General features: G+C 45.2%; 13 protein-coding genes. 5 read left to right on the top strand and 8 right to left on the bottom strand.

Annotated features, from left to right (window positions below; translation table 11 throughout):
* The first annotated feature begins 104 nt into the window (after positions 1-104).
* Positions 105-7652 (top strand): Calx-beta domain-containing protein, encoded by a 7548-nt coding sequence (locus FKN08_RS04970; RefSeq protein ID WP_170891451.1) that lies wholly within the window; start codon positions 105-107, stop codon positions 7650-7652.
* A 53-nt stretch (positions 7653-7705) separates the two neighbouring features.
* Here FKN08_RS04970 and FKN08_RS04965 read toward each other — a convergent pair whose 3' ends face one another.
* Together FKN08_RS04965 and FKN08_RS04960 are read right to left on the bottom strand one after the other, a co-directional pair.
* On the bottom strand, positions 7706-8899 hold the full coding sequence (locus FKN08_RS04965) for a class I SAM-dependent methyltransferase (RefSeq protein ID WP_170891450.1): 1194 nt from the start codon (positions 8897-8899) through the stop codon (positions 7706-7708).
* A gap of 162 nt (positions 8900-9061) precedes the next feature.
* Positions 9062-10465: a methyl-accepting chemotaxis protein gene (locus FKN08_RS04960; RefSeq protein ID WP_170891449.1), complete on the bottom strand. Its 1404-nt coding sequence runs from the start codon at positions 10463-10465 to the stop codon at positions 9062-9064.
* Positions 10466-10555: 90 nt separating this feature from the next.
* Between FKN08_RS04960 and yccX the strand changes: the two genes are divergently transcribed.
* The gene (yccX, locus tag FKN08_RS04955) at positions 10556-10828 is read left to right on the top strand and encodes an acylphosphatase (protein WP_065646460.1); all 273 of its coding nucleotides are present in this window, start codon (positions 10556-10558) and stop codon (positions 10826-10828) included.
* Positions 10829-10831: 3 nt separating this feature from the next.
* Here the strand turns inward: yccX and FKN08_RS04950 are convergent, their stop codons facing one another.
* The gene (locus tag FKN08_RS04950) at positions 10832-11161 is read right to left on the bottom strand and encodes a TusE/DsrC/DsvC family sulfur relay protein (protein ID WP_005377396.1); all 330 of its coding nucleotides are present in this window, start codon (positions 11159-11161) and stop codon (positions 10832-10834) included.
* Between the two features lie 408 nt (positions 11162-11569).
* Here FKN08_RS04950 and FKN08_RS04945 point away from each other — a divergent pair, with 408 nt between their 5' ends.
* Positions 11570-11944 (top strand): chromosome partitioning protein ParB, encoded by a 375-nt coding sequence (locus tag FKN08_RS04945; protein WP_047010368.1) that lies wholly within the window; start codon positions 11570-11572, stop codon positions 11942-11944.
* 77 nt (positions 11945-12021) lie between these two features.
* Here the strand turns inward: FKN08_RS04945 and FKN08_RS04940 are convergent, their stop codons facing one another.
* From FKN08_RS04940 to FKN08_RS04925, 4 genes are all read right to left on the bottom strand, one after another.
* Entirely contained in the window at positions 12022-12684 is a 663-nt protein-coding gene (locus tag FKN08_RS04940; protein ID WP_005396571.1) for a Bax inhibitor-1/YccA family protein, read from the bottom strand.
* Positions 12685-12934: 250 nt separating this feature from the next.
* Positions 12935-13684 carry an amino acid ABC transporter ATP-binding protein gene (locus FKN08_RS04935; protein WP_005377400.1) on the bottom strand — a complete coding sequence of 250 codons (750 nt, stop codon included), beginning with the start codon at positions 13682-13684 and terminating at the stop codon, positions 12935-12937.
* A 23-nt stretch (positions 13685-13707) separates the two neighbouring features.
* Positions 13708-14805: an amino acid ABC transporter permease gene (locus tag FKN08_RS04930; RefSeq protein ID WP_065646461.1), complete on the bottom strand. Its 1098-nt coding sequence runs from the start codon at positions 14803-14805 to the stop codon at positions 13708-13710.
* A 1-nt stretch (position 14806) separates the two neighbouring features.
* Positions 14807-16012, bottom strand: a complete 1206-nt coding sequence (locus FKN08_RS04925) for an amino acid ABC transporter permease (protein WP_170891448.1) — start codon at positions 16010-16012, stop codon at positions 14807-14809.
* Between the two features lie 41 nt (positions 16013-16053).
* Here FKN08_RS04925 and FKN08_RS04920 point away from each other — a divergent pair, with 41 nt between their 5' ends.
* A complete protein-coding gene (locus tag FKN08_RS04920; protein ID WP_157858995.1) occupies positions 16054-16224 on the top strand; it encodes a hypothetical protein in 171 nt (56 codons plus the stop codon).
* 6 nt (positions 16225-16230) lie between these two features.
* Here FKN08_RS04920 and FKN08_RS04915 read toward each other — a convergent pair whose 3' ends face one another.
* Positions 16231-17259, bottom strand: a complete 1029-nt coding sequence (locus FKN08_RS04915) for an amino acid ABC transporter substrate-binding protein (RefSeq protein ID WP_005396567.1) — start codon at positions 17257-17259, stop codon at positions 16231-16233.
* Between the two features lie 460 nt (positions 17260-17719).
* Here FKN08_RS04915 and FKN08_RS04910 point away from each other — a divergent pair, with 460 nt between their 5' ends.
* Positions 17720-18640, top strand: a complete 921-nt coding sequence (locus tag FKN08_RS04910) for a bifunctional precorrin-2 dehydrogenase/sirohydrochlorin ferrochelatase (RefSeq protein WP_048626418.1) — start codon at positions 17720-17722, stop codon at positions 18638-18640.
* Positions 18641-18740: the final 100 nt, after the last annotated feature.

Raw genomic sequence — 18740 nt, 5'->3', positions numbered from 1 at the left:
ACAAGCTACACATACAACGAAAATATGATGATTTTGACTAAACTATAGACGTAAATGTAGAGGTGACAAACTTTTGACTTGGTTTGAAGTGGGGCGAGGTAGATATGGATCGAGTAACTTTGAGCTCATTGATGGGCAACATCGTGGTTATCGGGCTGGATGGGGAAATCAGGACCCTAGAAGAGGGACAACTACCTCAACCAGGAGAGTTAATAATTGATGAGGTATCAGATACTTCTGAGCTTGTGATCGAGCAGGTGACACCACAAGGAAGTTCGATAAATGTAACTGATGATATCACAGCGTTAATTGAAGCAATTGCTAGTGGGGAAGACCCGACTGAGCTGGGTGAAGAGTTTGAGCCTGCTGCAGGTGAAGGAAACGGGTCTAGCCCACAGAATACGGGAGCTATAGATCGCACAGGTGCTGAATTACTCGCTAGTACCAATTTTGAGACAGTGGGAACTGACGGAACAGGATTTTCAAGTACTCAGGTAGAGACGTTACTCGATATTCTCCAAATACAACCACCAGAACCAACAGCAATCCCCGTTCCTGCAACGATAATTGTTCAAGAAATATCTAGTCCGATTATCAACGAAGGTGATCAAGTTGTATTCGATATTACTTTAAACCAAGCAACAGAGGACAACACCGATGTCACTTTGTCGCTACTTGATGGCACCGCAACTGGTGGTTCAACTGACGAGAGCGGAAGTGACTACGTTAACGAGCGTGTTCTCATAACATTTTCCGATGGCACAACAGAAGACATCTCAGTTGATGATAATGGTACTTTTACAGTCTCGGTCCCATTAGGTGAAAGTGGGTTTACGGTTTCTCTCGACTCTATAGATGACTCTATATTCGAAGGCCCAGAAACGTTTACGCTCTCTGGCACAACAGAAGAACAAAATACACCTGCAACCGGGGTGGCAACCATTGTTGATGATGGTAGTGGGCCAGGTTTAAGTCCTGATGATGATCGCCCAACGGTAACGATGAGCGATGCAGGGATAGTTAATGAGGGTGAAACGGCTAGTTTTAAAGTGTCGTTATCTAATCCATCAGCTATAGATGTTGAGGTTGAACTGACTCTCAACTTAGGTGACACCGAAGCCGGTGACTTAGGTCTCTTAGAATACAACACGGGAAGTGGTTGGGTCACAGTGCCAAACGATGGCGTGGTAACGGTGCCAGCCGGGCAAACTGAGTTTGATGTGCGTATTGCTTCTATTGATGACGCCGTTTATGAAGGTCCTGAAGATTTCAGTGTGACGGTGACTGGCATTGGGGCGGTACAAGGCGGCGATACGGGTACAGCTACGATTGTGGATGACGGCAGTGGTCCAGGACCAGATCCCGATGATGACCGTCCAAGCGTGACTATTACGGATGCTGGCACCATTAATGAAGGTGAAACAGCTAACTTCAAAGTGACGTTATCGAACGCCTCTGAAGCGGAAACGCAAGTGGAGTTGGGTCTTAATCTCGGCGATACCGAAGCCGGTGACTTAGGTACCTTAGAATACAACACGGGAAGTGGTTGGGTTGCAGTGCCAAACGATGGCGTGGTGACCGTATCTGCCGGACAGACCGAATTTGATGTGCGCATTGCTTCTATTGATGACGCCGTTTATGAAGGCCCTGAAGATTTCAGTGTGACGGTGACTGGCATTGGGGCGGTACAAGGCAGCGATACGGGTACAGCAACGATTGTGGACGACGGCAGTGGTCCAGGACCTGATCCCGATGATGACCGCCCAAGCGTGACTATTACCGATGCTGGCACCATTAATGAGGGCGAGACAGCGAACTTCACAGTCACCTTATCGAACGCGTCTGAAGCGGAAGCGCAAGTAGAGTTGGGTCTTAATCTCGGCGATACCGAAATTGGAGATTTGGGCACCTTAGAATACAACACAGGCTCCGGTTGGGTTGCAGTACCAAACGATGGCGTAGTAACGGTGCCTGCCGGGCAAACCGAATTTGATGTGCGTATTGCTTCCATTGACGACGCTGTTTATGAAGGCCCTGAAGATTTCAGTGTGACGGTGACCGGTATTGGCGCAGTACAAGGCAGTGATACGGGTACGGCGACGATAGTGGATGACGGTAGTGGTCCAGGTCCTGATCCGGACGATGACCGTCCAAGTGTGACTATTACCGATGCTGGCATTATTAATGAAGGTGATACGGCGAACTTCAAAGTGACGCTATCGAATGCCTCCGAGTCCACTGTTCAAGTCGAGCTAGGCCTCAACTCGGGTGACACTGAAGCCGGTGACTTAGGTACCTTAGAATACAACACGGGAAGTGGTTGGGTTGCAGTGCCAAGCGATGGCGTGGTGACCGTGCCAGCCGGGCAAACCGAATTTGATGTGCGTATCGCTTCCATTGATGACACCGTTTATGAAGGCCCTGAAGATTTCAGTGTGACGGTGACTGGCATTGGGGCGGTGCAAGGCAGCGATACAGGTACGGCGACGATTGTGGATGACGGCAGTGGCCCGGGCCCCGATCCGGATGATGACCGCCCGAATGTGAGTATTTCAGATGCTGGCACCATCAATGAGGGGGATACAGCCAACTTCAAAGTGACGTTGTCGAACGCCTCTGAGTCTACAGTACAAGTCGAGCTAGGCCTGAACTTGGGAGATACGGAAGCCGGTGACTTAGGCACCTTAGAATACAACACAGGCTCCGGTTGGGTTGCAGTGCCAAACGATGGCGTAGTAACGGTGCCAGCGGGGCAAACCGAGTTTGATGTGCGTATCGCTTCCATTGATGATGCCGTTTATGAAGGTCCAGAAGATTTCAGCGTGACGGTGAGTGGCATTGGGGCGGTGCAAGGCAGCGATACCGGTACGGCAACGATAGTGGATGATGGTACGGGTCCGGGTCCCGATCCGGATGATGACCGTCCAAGCGTGACTATTACCGATGCTGGCACCATCAATGAGGGTGAGACAGCGAACTTCAAAGTCACCTTATCGAACGCGTCTGAAGCGGAAACGCAGGTGGAACTGGGTCTTAATCTTGGCGATACCGAAGTTGGAGATTTGGGCACCTTAGAATACAACACAGGCTCCGGTTGGGTTGCAGTGCCAAATGATGGCGTGGTAACGGTGCCAGCGGGGCAAACCGAATTTGATGTGCGTATTACTTCCATTGATGACGCGGTGTACGAAGGCCCAGAAGATTTCAGTGTGACGGTGACTGGCATTGGGGCGGTGCAAGGCAGCGATACGGGAACGGCAACGATAGTGGATGATGGCAGTGGTCCGGGCCCTGATCCGGATGATGACCGCCCGAATGTGACTATTTCAGATGCTGGCACCATCAATGAGGGTGAGACAGCCAACTTCAAAGTCACCTTATCGAACGCGTCTGAAGCGGAAACGCAGGTGGAACTGGGTCTTAATCTTGGTGATACCGAAGTTGGAGATTTGGGCACCCTAGAATACAACACGGGAAGTGGTTGGGTTGCAGTGCCAAATGATGGCGTGGTAACGGTGCCAGCTGGGCAAACCGAATTTGATGTGCGCATTGCTTCCATTGATGACGCCGTTTATGAAGGCCCAGAAGATTTTAGTGTGACAGTGACTGGCATTGGGGCGGTGCAAGGTAGCGATACGGGTACGGCAACGATAGTGGACGACGGCACGGGTCCAGGCTCTGATCCGGATGATGACCGCCCGAATGTGACTATTTCAGATGCTGGCACCATCAATGAGGGTGACACAGCGAACTTCAAAGTGACGCTATCGAACGCGTCTGAAGCGGAAACGCAAGTAGAGTTGGGTCTTAATCTTGGTGATACCGAAGTTGGAGATTTGGGCACCCTAGAATACAACACGGGAAGTGGTTGGGTTGCAGTGCCAAATGATGGCGTGGTAACGGTGCCAGCTGGGCAAACCGAATTTGATGTGCGCATTGCTTCCATTGATGACGCCGTTTATGAAGGCCCAGAAGATTTTAGTGTGACAGTGACTGGCATTGGGGCGGTGCAAGGTAGCGATACGGGTACGGCAACGATAGTGGACGACGGCACGGGTCCAGGCTCTGATCCGGATGATGACCGTCCAAGCGTGACAATTTCAGACGCTGGCACCATCAATGAGGGTGACACAGCGAACTTCAAAGTGACGCTATCGAACGCGTCTGAAGCGGAAACGCAAGTAGAGTTGGGTCTTAATCTCGGCGATACCGAAGCCGGTGACTTAGGTACCTTGGAATACAACACGGGAAGTGGTTGGGTGACAGTGCCAAACGATGGTGTGGTGACCGTGCCAGCAGGGCAAACTGAGTTTGATGTGCGTATTGCTTCTATTGATGACGCTGTTTATGAAGGCCCTGAAGATTTCAGTGTGACGGTGACTGGCATTGGTGCGGTACAAGGCAGTGATACGGGTACGGCGACGATTATTGATAATGATGCTCCTCCTTCTATTTCAAGTGTTGTGAATGCAGTTGTTTCGGAAGAAGGTTTAGCTAATGGTATCCCTGATAATACAGGATCACCTTCAGACACCACTAACTCCGCAAGTTTCTCAGGAACATTCACAGTTGCCGATCCAGACACGGCGAATGTTTCAGTGGTATTGGCAGGCCCTAACAACCTAACATCAGGAGGGGAGCCTATATCGTGGACGTGGGACAACAGTACTCAAACGCTGACTGCGAAAACTGTTCACCTGAGCGTTGTTGCTACTGTTGTGCTGAGCGAGCCTTCAGCTTCAGGTCAAGGCTCTTGGGACTATACTATTACTCTGTTTGAGCCACTTGATCATCCTGTTAATGATGTGGAAGACATCATCAACTTTGATTTACAGATTTCTGTAAGTGATGGACAAACAACAACATCTCAAAGCTTAAATGTGGCCGTTGAAGATGATTGCCCATACGTGCCTGTGGTTGTTCAACCCGTCGATGTGTCGCTTACTGGTGCACCTAACGTTCTGACAGGGCGCATAGATTTTGCAGGAAGTGAGGCAGATGCAACCAGTCGAACATTTGGGGACGTTGTTGTGACTGCAAACGGTTTTGTATCTGACGAATCTGTGATGCTGGGAACAGCTGAAATCAATCAATCATCAGAAGGGATTGGCGTTAAAAGTTCTGGTAACAACGGCTTCCAATTAGAAAACGAAGTCGATTATCGATTCGCGGGTAATGAGGGTGTATCAGAGCAGTTAATCATAGACTTAGGCAATAAAGTTGCTTACGGAGCAGAAATAGAATTTGAGAAAATGTTTGGTGGTGAACTTGAGAAAGGAATCGCATCTTTTTATAGAGATGGTGTATTAATTGCTCAGCAATCGTTCAGCTCTGACGCAAGCAGTGGTGATTACGCGGCAAATTTCAATGTTCAACAGGGAGGCTTTGATAAAATCATCCTCGAGGCGACCAGTAATGGCAATGGCCCGGATACTGAAGACAACAGTGACTTTACCGTTAAATCAATAACCTTTACAGGTGCGTACTCTGGCGTGCCAATTGCTAGTGCGGATGGGAACCTCGGTGCTGTATATGGAGCTGATGGCCCTGGTTCTATAGTCTTAAATGGAGGTGAGGTTGGTTTAGAGACTCTAGATGGTAAAGACGTGTTGATATACGTCGATCCACAAAACTCTAATAGACTGATTGCAGAGGCTGATGGAGAGCTTGCATTCGAAGTTCAACTTACACCTAGCACTGGAAAGTGGGAGTTCTTCCAATACTTGCCTTTGACCTCACCTTATGGCGATGGGGATATCGATTTTAACTACACGATTACTGATAATGATGGTGACAGTAAAACGGGGTACTTTTCTGTCAACCCTTACGCCCCACCAATTGTAGAAGGTGTAACACTAAACGTTTCTGAGGAAGGCTTAAGCAACGCCATTGCTGATGACTCTGCTCTAAACGGCTTTGATGACACAACTGACTCGAGTACTGATGTAGAACAATTGACGCTGGGTCAAACCGTTGATTCTGTTACGCTCAGTGAACCATCTACAGCTCTTACTAGTAACGGTATCTCTGTAACGTGGACGTTATCAAATAACGACCAAATGCTTATCGGTTCAGCGAACGGTGAAGAGGTTATCAAAATATCAGTCAATGATACTGGAGTGGTATCTACGGAGCTTCTTGGTCCGATTGATCACTCCAACCCATCTGGAGAAGACACCTTAAATATTGAGGTGCCTGTGCTTGTTTCGAATGCTCGTGGTCTTACTAACTCCACAACGGTCAACGTTATTGTGGAAGATGACTCACCAGATTCTGCATCTATTATTCACGATGTAGTTGCAGAAACTAAAGAAAGTGCCAACGTTCAGCTCATAATGGATGTCTCGGGTTCTATGCGAACGGATAATCGCTTGCAGATAATGAAAGATTCGGCAACTCAGTTATTGAATCAATATGAGTCTATCGGTCAAACGCGAGTTCAAATTATTACTTATAGCAGTACAGCATCCACTTACGCTATAGGTGCTGCGACGTGGCTGACGGTCGAGGAGGCCAAAGCGTATATTGAGACGCTAACTGCGGGTGGCGCGACTAACTATAACAACGCGCTAAATGAAGCAAAACAGTCATGGGATGATGTAGGTAAGTTAACCAGTGCGTCGAATGTTAGTTACTTCTTGTCAGATGGTCAGCCAAACCCTGCCTCATCATTTATAAACGACGCTCGCGAGCAGAGTTGGATTGATCACCTAACCGATCCTGATAATCAGATAACAGCCCTAGCGTATGGTATGGGCGTTAATCTTATGCCGGAGCAATTAGATCGCGTAGCATATGATGGCTTTTTGAATCAAGACCTTGATGGTGTTGTGGTTCCTGACGTAACTCAATTACCTCCGGTTATGTTGCAGTCAGTGATTCAACCTGTTGGGGGGAACTTGATGTATACCACTTCTCCAGATACAGGTATTGGTGCAGATGGTGGTTATATTAGCGAAATAGAACATGACGGTGTCACTTATTCGTTTGATGGTACAGACCTAATAGTAACTGACAATAACGATGGTATTTCGCATGCATTTGACGACACAACGATGCAGCTTACTATCTATATCGACAGCAAACATACTCTGGAAATCGACCTAAACGATGGTGCGTATGCATTTTATGGTGCGGTGGGTGATACAGTTGAAACGTTAGACTTCGATTATGTATTGACGGATAACGATGGCGATCAAAGTGAGAATACCCTGCAATTCGTTATTGATGAAAACGGAGGAGTAAATGCTTCAAGTAATGGCTCTGCAAATATTATTGAAGCTGAAGTAGACGTAAGTCATGACATCTTGATCGGTAATGATAACGAGGCAGATGTCTTTAAATGGGTCAACGACTCCTTGGATGCAGGAACAGATCTAATTAGAGGTTTTGAGAGAGATTTGGACACCTTAGATCTGAGTGAAGTCGTTGAAGATGCAGGGCACAATACGATAGAAGAACTTCTTAATAGTATTGACTTGAACATTGATGGCGATGACTTATCTCTAGAAATAACCCATAACGATGGAAACTCAATTCAAACTATCGTAATAGAAAACGGGGCGACAGAGTTTAGTGATTTAATCGTGGGAAATGCGGACTTTGAGAGAGATGTGTTATCCGCACTAACTAAGGTTAACTTAGAGCCATAATGAAAAAGGGCCAGTAGGCCCTTTTCTTCTGCTTTGTCTTACTTATTCGTAGCCTAAAGCACTTTACATGCAAAACCTTTTAAGTAGAAACCTTCTGGATATGCTGTATCGGTTGGGTGGTCAGCGGCTTGTTCAAAGCGCTCCACAAACTTTACTTGGCGGTTAGCATCTAAGGCTGCGTCAGCAATGATTTTCTGGAACAAAACTTGATCCATTAAGCCAGAGCACGAATAGGTCAGTAGCGTACCGCCCGGTTTTAGGATTTGCATTGCTAGCATGTTGATGTCTTTGTAACCACGACATGCGCCGTTTAGTTGGGCTTTACTGTCTGCAAACTTAGGTGGATCCATGATAACCACATCGAACTGAGTTCCTTGGTCACGATACTCACGAAGCAGTTTAAACACGTCTGCGTTTAGGAACACGGCGCGCTTCTTCGAGATATCAAATTCATTCAGTTCTGCGTTGAACTTCGCAGTGTCTAGAGCAGGTTGTGATACGTCAGCATTTATCACACGCTTTGCATCACCTTTCAGAGCGTAAAGTCCGAAGCCACCTGTGTAAGAGAAGCAGTTAAGAACTTCCTTGCCTTTCACATATTTCATCGCTTGCTGGCGACTATCACGTTGATCTAGGTAGAAACCTGTTTTATGACCGCCAACGATATCTACACTAATCTTTACGCCATTTTCTTCGATGACGACCGATTTAGGTGGCTCTTCGCCGTGCAAGACGCCCGTGGTTTCTTTCAAACCCTCTTTCTTACGTACCGCGACGTCAGAACGCTCGTACACATTACAATCAGGGAAGCACTCAACTAGAGCATCAACAATGGCCTGTTTATTGTGTTCTGCGCCAGCACTGAGAAGTTGACACACAAAGAAGTTTTGGTAACGGTCAATCGTAACGCCTGGCATACCATCAGACTCTGCCGCGATAAGGCGGTAACCCGTAAGCCCATCACGTTTGATAATGTCTTCACGAAGAAGTTGTGCGTCTTTTAATCGTTTTACGAAAAATGCGGTGTCGATTTCTTCTTTATCAAAACTCCAAATACGAGCACGAATTTGTGAAGCTGGCGAATATGCCGCTTTAGCTAGCCATTTACCGTCGTGAGTGAATACATCAACCGTTTCGCCAAGAGCGGGTTCGCCCTCAACTTTGTTGATGCCTCGAGAGAAGATCCAAGGGTGCTTGCGCTTGACCGATTTCTCACGACCTTTTACCAAATAGATAGCAGCTGTCATTTCATTAGCTCTTGTTGAATTTTAAAAGGGGCGTATTGTCCGGGATGTGAATGGTAAAAGCAATATCCCTCGGCAATCCAGTACATTGTAGTGGCTTTTAAATACAAAAAAGGGTCACTAAAGTAACCCTTTTATTTGAACTGGTCGTAACAGATTACGTTGCTACGCTTTAAGTCCAGTAAGGAGCGACTCCATGGTATCGCTTTGCTTACGCAGTTGATCCACGTTTTGTGAAGTCGTGCTGATCATATTGCACACGTTATCTGCTTGAACTCGAATCTCTTCAACGCTTGAGGCGATATTGTCCGCGACTACACCTTGTTCTTCAGCCGCTGTTGCAATTTGAATGCTACTGTCGGAGATAGTTTGATTTTTATCTGCCAAAGAGCCGATTTCGTGATTCACTTCCGTCATGAGGTTTTGTCCCTCATTTGCATTGTTGACAGTCACTTCCATCAGTTTAGTAAGTGATTGACTGTTACGCTGTAATGATTCGATCATCGTTTGGATTTCAACCGTCGCTTGCTGAGTGCGTCCCGCAAGAGCGCGAACCTCATCCGCAACGACCGCAAATCCACGACCTTGCTCACCAGCACGTGCTGCTTCAATGGCTGCGTTCAATGCAAGTAGGTTAGTTTGCTCGGAAATCCCATTAATGGTTGTCACGACTTCATCAATTTGTGCGGCATTGGCATCTAACTCCGCTACTGCTTGAGACGCAGATTGAATCTCATTAGAGAGGTTCGAAATCGAGTGAAGCGTATTCTCTACTTTTACTTGTCCAGACTGAGCCACGCTGCGCGCATCATCGGTTTGCGCGCTTGAATCGTGAGCTAATGTCGCGACTTCTCGAATCGTTGATGCCATCTGTTCCGTTGCACTCGCAAGAGAGTTGAGGTGCTCTTGTTGCGTCGCAGAAATATCTGAACTGTGATGAATTGATTGATTCAGGTCTGAGCTAATTTGTTGCATTAACGCCACAGACTCTTGAATCGACAGCACCATTTGTTGCTCTCGTTCTGCAACTTTGTCTATCGTAATAGCAATTTCACTAAACTCGTCGCGAACTGGGAAGAAGTTCATTCTCGCGGTTAGGTCACCATCCGCTAGGGTGTTTAATGCTTTATTCATCGTGAACATTGCGCCGCCGATAAACGTCATGATGTAGTAAACGCCAAGCGCGAGAATAAACAAGCTCACACAGATGATGCTCACTTGAGTCGTTGATAGGGCAGACCATAAAGAAAGTTCATGGTTTGCAACCAAGCTGTACGCACCATTTAAAACTGACACGGATTGCGGCCCTGAGCCAATAGAAACGGTTTCTGAACCAGCTATGAGGCTTGCTACTTGAGATTGAGAAAGGTTGCCTGCTTCTATCAGACCTTTCATAAGCATGAGCTCTTCTTGGTACATACTTGAGATCAACGTATTAGCCGCGCTATTAAGGACGAGAGTGAGAATGACTAAAGCAAGAAGAGGGAGAACGAAGAGCAAATAGAACTTTTCTTGAATCTTTAAGTGAATGAGATACTTATCAATCCAGCGGAATGGAATTTCTTTCATAATTATAATAACCGTGCAAAAACCCACTATCCTTAGTGGGGTGAATAGACGAAAAGAATATATCACTCAGTAAAAAGAAGCGGTACAAAGATGAACGTAAAGTGTGAGAGATTTATAGTAAAAGGTCACGTTCAAGGCGTCGGCTTTCGTTACCATACTTCCCATCAAGGATTGAAACTGGGTTTGACGGGTTACGCGAAGAACCTAAACGATGGTGATGTTGAAGTGATGGCGTGTGGAACAGACGCACAAATAGCTGCGTTTTCCGAGTGGTTGAAAAAAGGCCCGCGAACGGCAACAGTAGAGAGTGTGATACAGGAGTCTGCGTCATATAAGCCGTTGCGCGGTTTTAAGATTTTGTAAATTCTACAAGCATTTAGCTGGCTTTGGTAGGCCGGCTAATTTAGTCGCTTGTTTGGCTGGCCCCTTTTTAAACAGCTTGAATAGATACTTACTGTTACCTTTTTCTGGGCCGTGCGCTTTTTCCATTGCTTTGACAAGCATACGCACAGCAGGGGAAGTATTAAACTCTTCATAAAAATCTCGCACAAAGTGCACAACTTCCAAATGAGCATCCGTAAGCTCGATGTCTTCCTCTTTTGCTAAAAGCTCAATCATACCTTCTTCCCATTGAGTATGATCCAGTAAGTAGCCTTGAGCATCAGTTTCAATTTCTTTGCCGTTGTAAACGAACATAACGTTTTATCCGTTAAGTGAACATGGATGTTTATAGATTAGCGACAGGTGAGGATGTTCTCAACAAAAGAATCTCGAAGTAGTGCCGAGCGAAGCAAAAGCGTACAAAATGGTGAGTGCTTTTTGACTGAGCCAGGTGCTTTGATATAAATGCTCTTTTATTCAAATATATAGGAAATTATTCAGTTTGTTAGAAATTTTTCGGGGTGAGTACCAATAAAATTGCATGGATATCCAGGCTTATTCATTTTTGTTTTGTTTTTTTCTTGGCTACTTGTCTGAATATGGAATTTTATCTGTGAATGAATAGCTTACGACGTTGTGTTTGCTCTTATAGACCGATATTCTCTTGGTTGATAAGCAACCTGCATTCAGGTTGTAAACAATAACGATGACAAGGAGTTAGTCATGTCGAAACAACGTTACATTGAAATAAATGACAACGTAAAATCCATTTGGTCTATTGAGCGTATTTGGAAGCTCGCAGAATCCCTACCTGTAGAAGAAATTGCTATTGATGATATCAAAGGCCCTAATGAAGTGACCTGGTTTAGTGATGATGGACCACAGCCAACCTGTCGTGAGATCGCGAAGCATTGCCAACGCATCAACAATGCCGATTTGTCGTATCCCGTAATTTTAACCAATGATTACCGTGTTTTTGATGGTATGCATCGAATCGCCAAGCAAATCATGTTGGGTGAAGATACGATTAAAGTGAGACGTTTTAGAGAAAACCCTGAGGCTGATGAAGTTATCGAGTTAGCAGCCGAACAGGCGTAATGTACTTAATCACTGACAAAGAAAAAGCCCGAAGGAAAATACCTTCGGGCTTTTTAAATTCATCTTGTGTTGAACGATTAATCGTCGTTCATAATACCTAGAATGCTTAGTAGGCTGATGAAGATGTTGTAGATTGATACATACAAAGTTACTGTCGCAGAGATGTAGTTTGTTTCACCGCCACGAATAATGCTTTGTGTTGTCATCAGGATCGCCATCGTAGAGAAAATGATAAACAAGCTGCTCAACGCCAAATGTAAAATGGTTGATTGAATAAAGAAGCTTGCAATCATACCCACAACAAGCACAACAAACAGCGATAACATCAAGCCGCCCATCATAGATAGGTCACGTTTTGTTGTTAGTGCATAAGCTGATGCCGCCATGAAAGATAGCGCCGTACCACCTAGAGCGGTCAATACGATATCGCCCATCCCAGCACCGATGTACATGTTTAAGATTGGACCAATCGTGTAGCCTAAGAAACCAGTGAATAAGAACGTAAACACAAGGCCAAGGCTGTTGTTACGGTTTTTCTCTGTTAAGAATAACAGGCCGTAGAAACCAACCAACATTAGGATGATTCCTGGATGTGGCAGGTTAAATGCCATTGCTACGCCAGCAACGACTGCCGACCATAAAAGCGTCATTGAAAGTAGTGCGTAAGTATTACGCAATACTTTGTTTGTTTGTAGAGCACTTTCTTGTGTTGAAGTGCGGGTAAACATTGGACTGTTCATAATCTTCCTCGATAAGAGACTTTCTTTTAAGTACATTTATGGGATTGAAAGTTCAAAAAATCAAGCCCTAACCATGCGTAACTTAGATAAAATAATAATAGAAATAAGATGTTATGTATTTGACAACTTGTAACACAATATTACTGAAGAGCAAAGTCATAGCAATTGTCACACAGAATTTTGAATTTAGTAACAAAAAGCACTGACTTCATTGAAATCAGTGCTTTTATTATGCCAGTTGTAAAAGATCTTAGTGATGTAAGATTTGCGCTAGGAAATTTTGAGTTCGATCTGATTGAGGGTTTTCAAAGAAATCAACAGGGTTGTTCTCTTCGATGATCTCTCCTGCGTCCATAAATATCACGCGATCGGCAACCTCTTTCGCAAAGCCCATTTCATGTGTCACACAGAGCATGGTCATGCCTTCCTCGGCGAGCTCGACCATTACATCCAACACTTCGCGAACCATCTCCGGATCAAGTGCTGATGTTGGTTCATCAAAAAGCATGACTTTAGGGTTCATACACAAAGAGCGAGCAATCGCCACGCGTTGTTGCTGACCACCAGACAACTGGCCAGGATATTTCTCTGCTTGGTCCGGAATTTTAACGCGTTCCAGATATTTCATCGCGACCGCTTCTGCCTCATCTTTAGGCATCTTCTTCACCCAAATAGGCGCGAGCGTACAGTTTTCCAGTACGGTTAAATGAGGGAAGAGATTAAAGTGCTGAAAGCACATGCCCACTTCACGGCGCACAGCTTCAATATTTTTCAAATCTTCAGTTAATTCCGTACCGGAAACATAAATACTGCCAGCTTGGTGCTCTTCGAGGCGGTTAATACAGCGAATCATCGTTGATTTTCCTGACCCTGATGGGCCACAGATTACGATTTTTTCCCCGCGCTTAACATCGAGGTTAATATTTTTTAGTACGTGAAACTCACCATACCATTTATTCATGTCCTTCAATTGGATCATATAGTCTTGTTGTTGCGTCATAATACGTCCTTGAGCTTGATGAGTTATCGTTTGTGACCGGTATGAAGTTTGTTTTCAAGCCATATCGAATAACGCGACATGCCAAAACAAAATACCCAAAACACCAACGCGACAAATACATAACTTTCAGTAGCAAAGCCTAGCCAGTCAGGGTCGGTGTTTGCTGCTTGTCCTATACCTAGTACGTCAAACATACCAATGATAAGAACCAAACTAGTGTCTTTAAACAATCCGATAAACGTGTTCACGATAGAAGGGATCGTAATCTTCAGCGCTTGCGGCAAGATAATAAGCCCTGTTTTTTTCCAGTAACTTAACCCAAGTGCGTCGGCAGCCTCATATTGGCCTTTTGGAATCGCTTGTAAGCCGCCCCGTACCACTTCGGCCATGTACGCCGAGGCAAACATCACCACACCAATAAGAGCGCGAATAAGTTTGTCTGTCTCTGATCCTTCGGACATAAACAAAGGCAGCATAACGGAAGCCATGAACAGAACGGTAATCAGTGGCACACCACGCCAAACTTCAATATAGACGGTACAAATACTGCGAATGATGGGCATCTCTGAACGTCTACCGAGCGCGAGTACCACACCAATCGGTAATGAAACGACAATACCGACTAACGCAATGATGAGCGTAACGAGTAATCCGCCCCATTTGTGTGTATCGACCACTTCTAGCCCAAATATCCCACCATATAACAGCCCAGCGATAATGAATGGGTAGATGTTTACGAAGAAAAGCCAAATCCAAATCCGTTTCGGTGTCTTTTCATACGCTAGCAACACAGTAAATATAGCCAATGTGATGTAGAAAAGGCGAGGGCGCCACAGTTCAGACTCAGGATAGAAACCGTACATGAACTGCTCCCAGCGCACGCTGATAAATACCCAGCAAGCACCTTCTCGGCTGCAATCGTCACGCGTCGAACCAATCCAGTCCGCGTTGATAAACGCCCAATCAACGATATGCCAAATTGCACTAAAGACAAGATAAGCAAGAATTACGGTAACAATGGAATTGACAGGTCCATTAAATAGGTTTTTCCGCATCCAACCAATAAAGCCGACGGTATTGGCTGGTGGTGGGAGATCCGGTTGAAATTGATGAGTACTCATATTATCTCTCCACCAGTGCGACTTTACGGTTATACAAGTTCATTAATGCAGACGTAATCAAACTTAAGGTTAAGTACACACCCATCGTCATCGCAATGATCTCAATCGCTTGCCCCGTTTGGTTCAGGGTAGTACCAGCAAAGACAGAGACAAGATCTGGGTAACCAATCGCCATCGCTAACGATGAGTTTTTGGTGAGGTTGAGATATTGACTGGTTAAAGGTGGAATAATAATTCGTAACGCTTGCGGAATGACAACAAGCTTTAAAGTTTTCGCGCGTGGTAAGCCCAGCGACATCGCCGCTTCCGTTTGACCATGGCTAACCGCATTAATACCAGAACGTACAATTTCGGCAATGAAGGAGGCGGTATAAACGCTCAGTGCCAAAAGTAGTGCAGCAAGTTCAGGAATAATGCTAATACCACCTTGGAAGTTAAACCCTTTCAGTTCAGGATAATTTAGTGAAATTGGCATACCAGCAAGGAAGTAGACAATCAGCGGAAAGCCAACGACTAAGCCTAAAGCTATTCTTCCCATTGGCGTTTGTTGCCCAGTTAGGCGTTGCTTGTTATTCGCCCATACATTAATCAGCAAGCTGGCGATCACCCCGAAGATTAATGCAGCAATAACAAAGCCACTGCCTGGCTCCATGTCTGGTGCTGGAAAATATAAACCACGAACATTCAAGAAGATGGCTTCGCCAAGGCTCAAGCTTTGACGAGGTGAGGGTAATGCTTGAAGAACAGCGAAATACCAGAAAAATATTTGTAGAAGAAGTGGGATATTTCGGAACGTTTCGATATAAACAGCAGCCAAGCGACTCACTAACCAGTTAGAAGAAAGGCGAGCGACCCCCATGGTAAAACCAATCACGGTAGCCAGAATAATACCTAATACGGAGACCAGCGCTGTATTAAGAAGGCCAATAGTAAACGTTCTGCCGTAAGAGTACGTTTCATCGTATTCAATTAGCGTCAGCCCGATACCAAACCCGGCTTCTTGATTTAAAAAACCGAAACCCGTAGCGATCCCACGAGCATCTAAGTTGTTCAGTGCGTTGTTAATAATCGTGTAAAAGAAAAATACCAGTGCAGCTATGGCAATGATCTGGAAAATAGCAGAACGAAAGGCGGGATTATAAATCAAGCTCTTGCTTCCGCTCGGTTTGGACATCGTACTTGGCGATGCATCTTTTGTCGGTTTCATACAGCGATAACCTCAAACCTTAGTTATAGATATCTGCCTGTATGAATAGTCACGTCCTTGCTGGTCGAAGCATGTTTTCACCAGAGTTAAACGGCGATATTCGAGTTGAAATAGCCTATCTAAGCGAATACTTCTTACCATTCAATGAGCGGTCCTTACTCATACAGATGGATAAAATCAAGAAAAAGGGCGGCATGAACCGCCCTGATTAACTTGTTCTATCGGATTGGTGGCGCGTACATAAAGCCGCCTGCATTCCATAGCGCATTAACGCCACGAGAAATTTCTAACGGCGAACCAGTACCGACTGTGCGTTCGAAGCTTTCACCATAGTTACCGACTTGCTTGATAACTTGGTAGCCCCAATCATCACGAATACCCAAACCTTTGCCTTTCGGACCGTCAACACCAAGAATACGTTTGATGTTTGGATCTTTCGATTTCAGCATTTCATCCGCATTTTTCGAACTAATACCATACTCTTCGGCGTTAATCATTGCTGATAATGTCCACTTCGCAATGTTGAACCATTGGTCATCACCTTGACGAACGACGGGACCTAGTGGTTCTTTAGAAATGATTTCCGGAAGAACGGCTGCAGAAGAGGGATCTTTCAGGTTCAGGCGCAATGCATAAAGACCAGATTGGTCAGTCGTTAACACATCACAACGTCCTGCATCGAAACCTTTTGACGTTTGGGCTGCCGTATCAAATACGACCGGCTTGTATGACATACCGCTGTTACGGAAGTAGTCAGCAAGGTTCAGCTCAGTTGTTGTACCGGACTGTACGCAAACTGATGCACCATCAAGCTCTTTTGCGCTTGAGATGCCAAGATCTTTCTTCACCATAAAGCCCTGGCCATCGTAGTAGTTTACCCCTACGAAGTTTAGGCCAAGTGCAGTATCACGATGCAGTGTCCAGGTGGTGTTACGAGAAAGCACATCAATCTCACCTGATTGAAGCGCAGTGAAACGTTCTTTCGCGGTTAGGGGTACATATTTAACTTTCGTTTTATCCCCAAGAACGGCTGCAGCCAGTGCTTGGCAATATTCTACGTCGATACCTTCCCATTCACCTTTTGAGTTCGGGTTAGAGAAACCAGGTAGACCGGTACTTACGCCACAAGTAAGAAAACCTTGTTTTGTGACTTTGTCCAGAGTAGTGTCTGCTGCTTGAGCTGATGTTGCCATCATCGCAGTAGAAGCCGCTACGACGGAAGCAAGAACTGTGAGTTTATTTGCCATTTGTATCCTTCCTGTATGATCCATGTTTAATCAGGAGTGACCTGAAATAACGTGTCCAATTCGTTAGAGTTATCGTCCTACGTGATTGATTTTCGAAGAAACGGTATTCGATAGATCAACCAGTTATAAGCGTAGGAAAGGATCTGTTAATTCTCAAATATATAATTTAAATGAAGTTTTGAGAGAACTTACAAAGCGCCTTGAGATTTAGAATGACGAAATGTTAATTGTTTGTAAATAGTGCAAATCATGGACAATTTGGTGCATCAGAACAATCAATAGAAGAGTGAACAATACAAGAGAATAAAAAGTTGTTATTAAAACTATCATTAGCTGAGCTTGGTGAAGTTCAGTAAAAATTCGAACAAAAATTATTTGTGATACCGAAACAGGGTGATGAGCTTGCCCCATTTTTGGTAGCATGGTCTGCAACAGCTAATTAGGGTAATCATGGATTGAAATGCGATATTTTCCTCTGTTCTTAGATTTAATCAATAAACCCGTTCTTGTCGTGGGCGGCGGTGAGGTGGCAAGCAGAAAGGTGGAAGCGTTGCTAAAGGCAGGGGCGGATGTCACTATCGTTTCTCCAACGTTGGTCGACTTTCTGTCTAAGCTTGCTGCAGAGCATCAAGTGCGCTGGGTGCAACGTTTCTATTCAAGTGACATTGTCACTAAAAACTTTGTTCAAGTGTGGGCCACGACAGATAATCCTGAGCTAAATCACCAAGTATATAAAGATGCGAAAGAATTAGGCATCCTAGTGAACGTTGTGGATGATAAGCCTTATTGTGACTTCATTACGCCCTCTATGATCAATCGTGGCCGCATACAAATTGCTATTTCTAGTGGCGGCGCCTCACCAGTTTTGATTCGAAACATCCGTGAAAAGCTTGAATCGATACTGCCACAAAACATGGGGTTGATGGCGGACTTTGCTAACTCAAAGCGTAATTCGATTAAAGAAGCACTACCTAGCGTCGATTTACGTCGTAAGTTTTGGGAGCAATTCTTCTCGAATCCTGAGGTTGAAAACGCGCGAGATAATAGAGAGTTAGAAACGATTTACCAAGCGACCATGGCAACACCTTTGGATGAAAAAGGAAGTTGTACTTGGATACAGGTAGGGAAAGACGTTGAGATGTTGCCAATTAAGGCCGTGCGCTACATGCAACAAGCCGAGCTAGCACTTTACTCAACTCGATGCGAAGCGAACGTGTTAGAGCTAATACGAAGAGATGCAGAGCGAGAAGCTTTCTCCAGCGCAGCTGAACTCTCTGATATGTTGACCAAGGCTAAATCTGAAAAGCTTCGAGTTTGCGTGTTTATCCCTAAAGGGACGAGCGAGTTCTTATTGCTGCAAGGGCAGGACTTGGTGATATAACCACGTTAAAAAGTGGGCACTTGGCTTCTCGATTAAAAGGCCAACAAAAACGCCAGCGAACTATGCGCTGGCGTTTTTAAACTAAGTTACTTCTCAGACA

It is taken from the genome of Vibrio sp. 1-2 (7-a), from assembly GCF_013048515.1.
Lineage (GTDB): Bacteria > Pseudomonadota > Gammaproteobacteria > Enterobacterales > Vibrionaceae > Vibrio > Vibrio diabolicus.
The sequence above is the reverse complement of the archived record's forward strand: the minus strand, read 5'-3'. Positions and strand labels throughout refer to the sequence as shown.

What these genes read in the sequence shown, in the direction of transcription:
- FKN08_RS04970 (WP_170891451.1), top strand. Translation starts at nt 105, where the DNA reads ATGGATCGAGTAACTTTGAGCTCATTGATGGGCAACATCGTGGTTATC.
- FKN08_RS04965 (WP_170891450.1), bottom strand. Translation starts at nt 8,899, where the DNA reads ATGACAGCTGCTATCTATTTGGTAAAAGGTCGTGAGAAATCGGTCAAG.
- FKN08_RS04960 (WP_170891449.1), bottom strand. Translation starts at nt 10,465, where the DNA reads ATGAAAGAAATTCCATTCCGCTGGATTGATAAGTATCTCATTCACTTA.
- yccX (WP_065646460.1), top strand. Translation starts at nt 10,556, where the DNA reads ATGAACGTAAAGTGTGAGAGATTTATAGTAAAAGGTCACGTTCAAGGC.
- FKN08_RS04950 (WP_005377396.1), bottom strand. Translation starts at nt 11,161, where the DNA reads ATGTTCGTTTACAACGGCAAAGAAATTGAAACTGATGCTCAAGGCTAC.
- FKN08_RS04945 (WP_047010368.1), top strand. Translation starts at nt 11,570, where the DNA reads ATGTCGAAACAACGTTACATTGAAATAAATGACAACGTAAAATCCATT.
- FKN08_RS04940 (WP_005396571.1), bottom strand. Translation starts at nt 12,684, where the DNA reads ATGAACAGTCCAATGTTTACCCGCACTTCAACACAAGAAAGTGCTCTA.
- FKN08_RS04935 (WP_005377400.1), bottom strand. Translation starts at nt 13,684, where the DNA reads ATGACGCAACAACAAGACTATATGATCCAATTGAAGGACATGAATAAA.
- FKN08_RS04930 (WP_065646461.1), bottom strand. Translation starts at nt 14,805, where the DNA reads ATGAGTACTCATCAATTTCAACCGGATCTCCCACCACCAGCCAATACC.
- FKN08_RS04925 (WP_170891448.1), bottom strand. Translation starts at nt 16,012, where the DNA reads ATGAAACCGACAAAAGATGCATCGCCAAGTACGATGTCCAAACCGAGC.
- FKN08_RS04920 (WP_157858995.1), top strand. Translation starts at nt 16,054, where the DNA reads ATGAATAGTCACGTCCTTGCTGGTCGAAGCATGTTTTCACCAGAGTTA.
- FKN08_RS04915 (WP_005396567.1), bottom strand. Translation starts at nt 17,259, where the DNA reads ATGGCAAATAAACTCACAGTTCTTGCTTCCGTCGTAGCGGCTTCTACT.
- FKN08_RS04910 (WP_048626418.1), top strand. Translation starts at nt 17,720, where the DNA reads ATGCGATATTTTCCTCTGTTCTTAGATTTAATCAATAAACCCGTTCTT.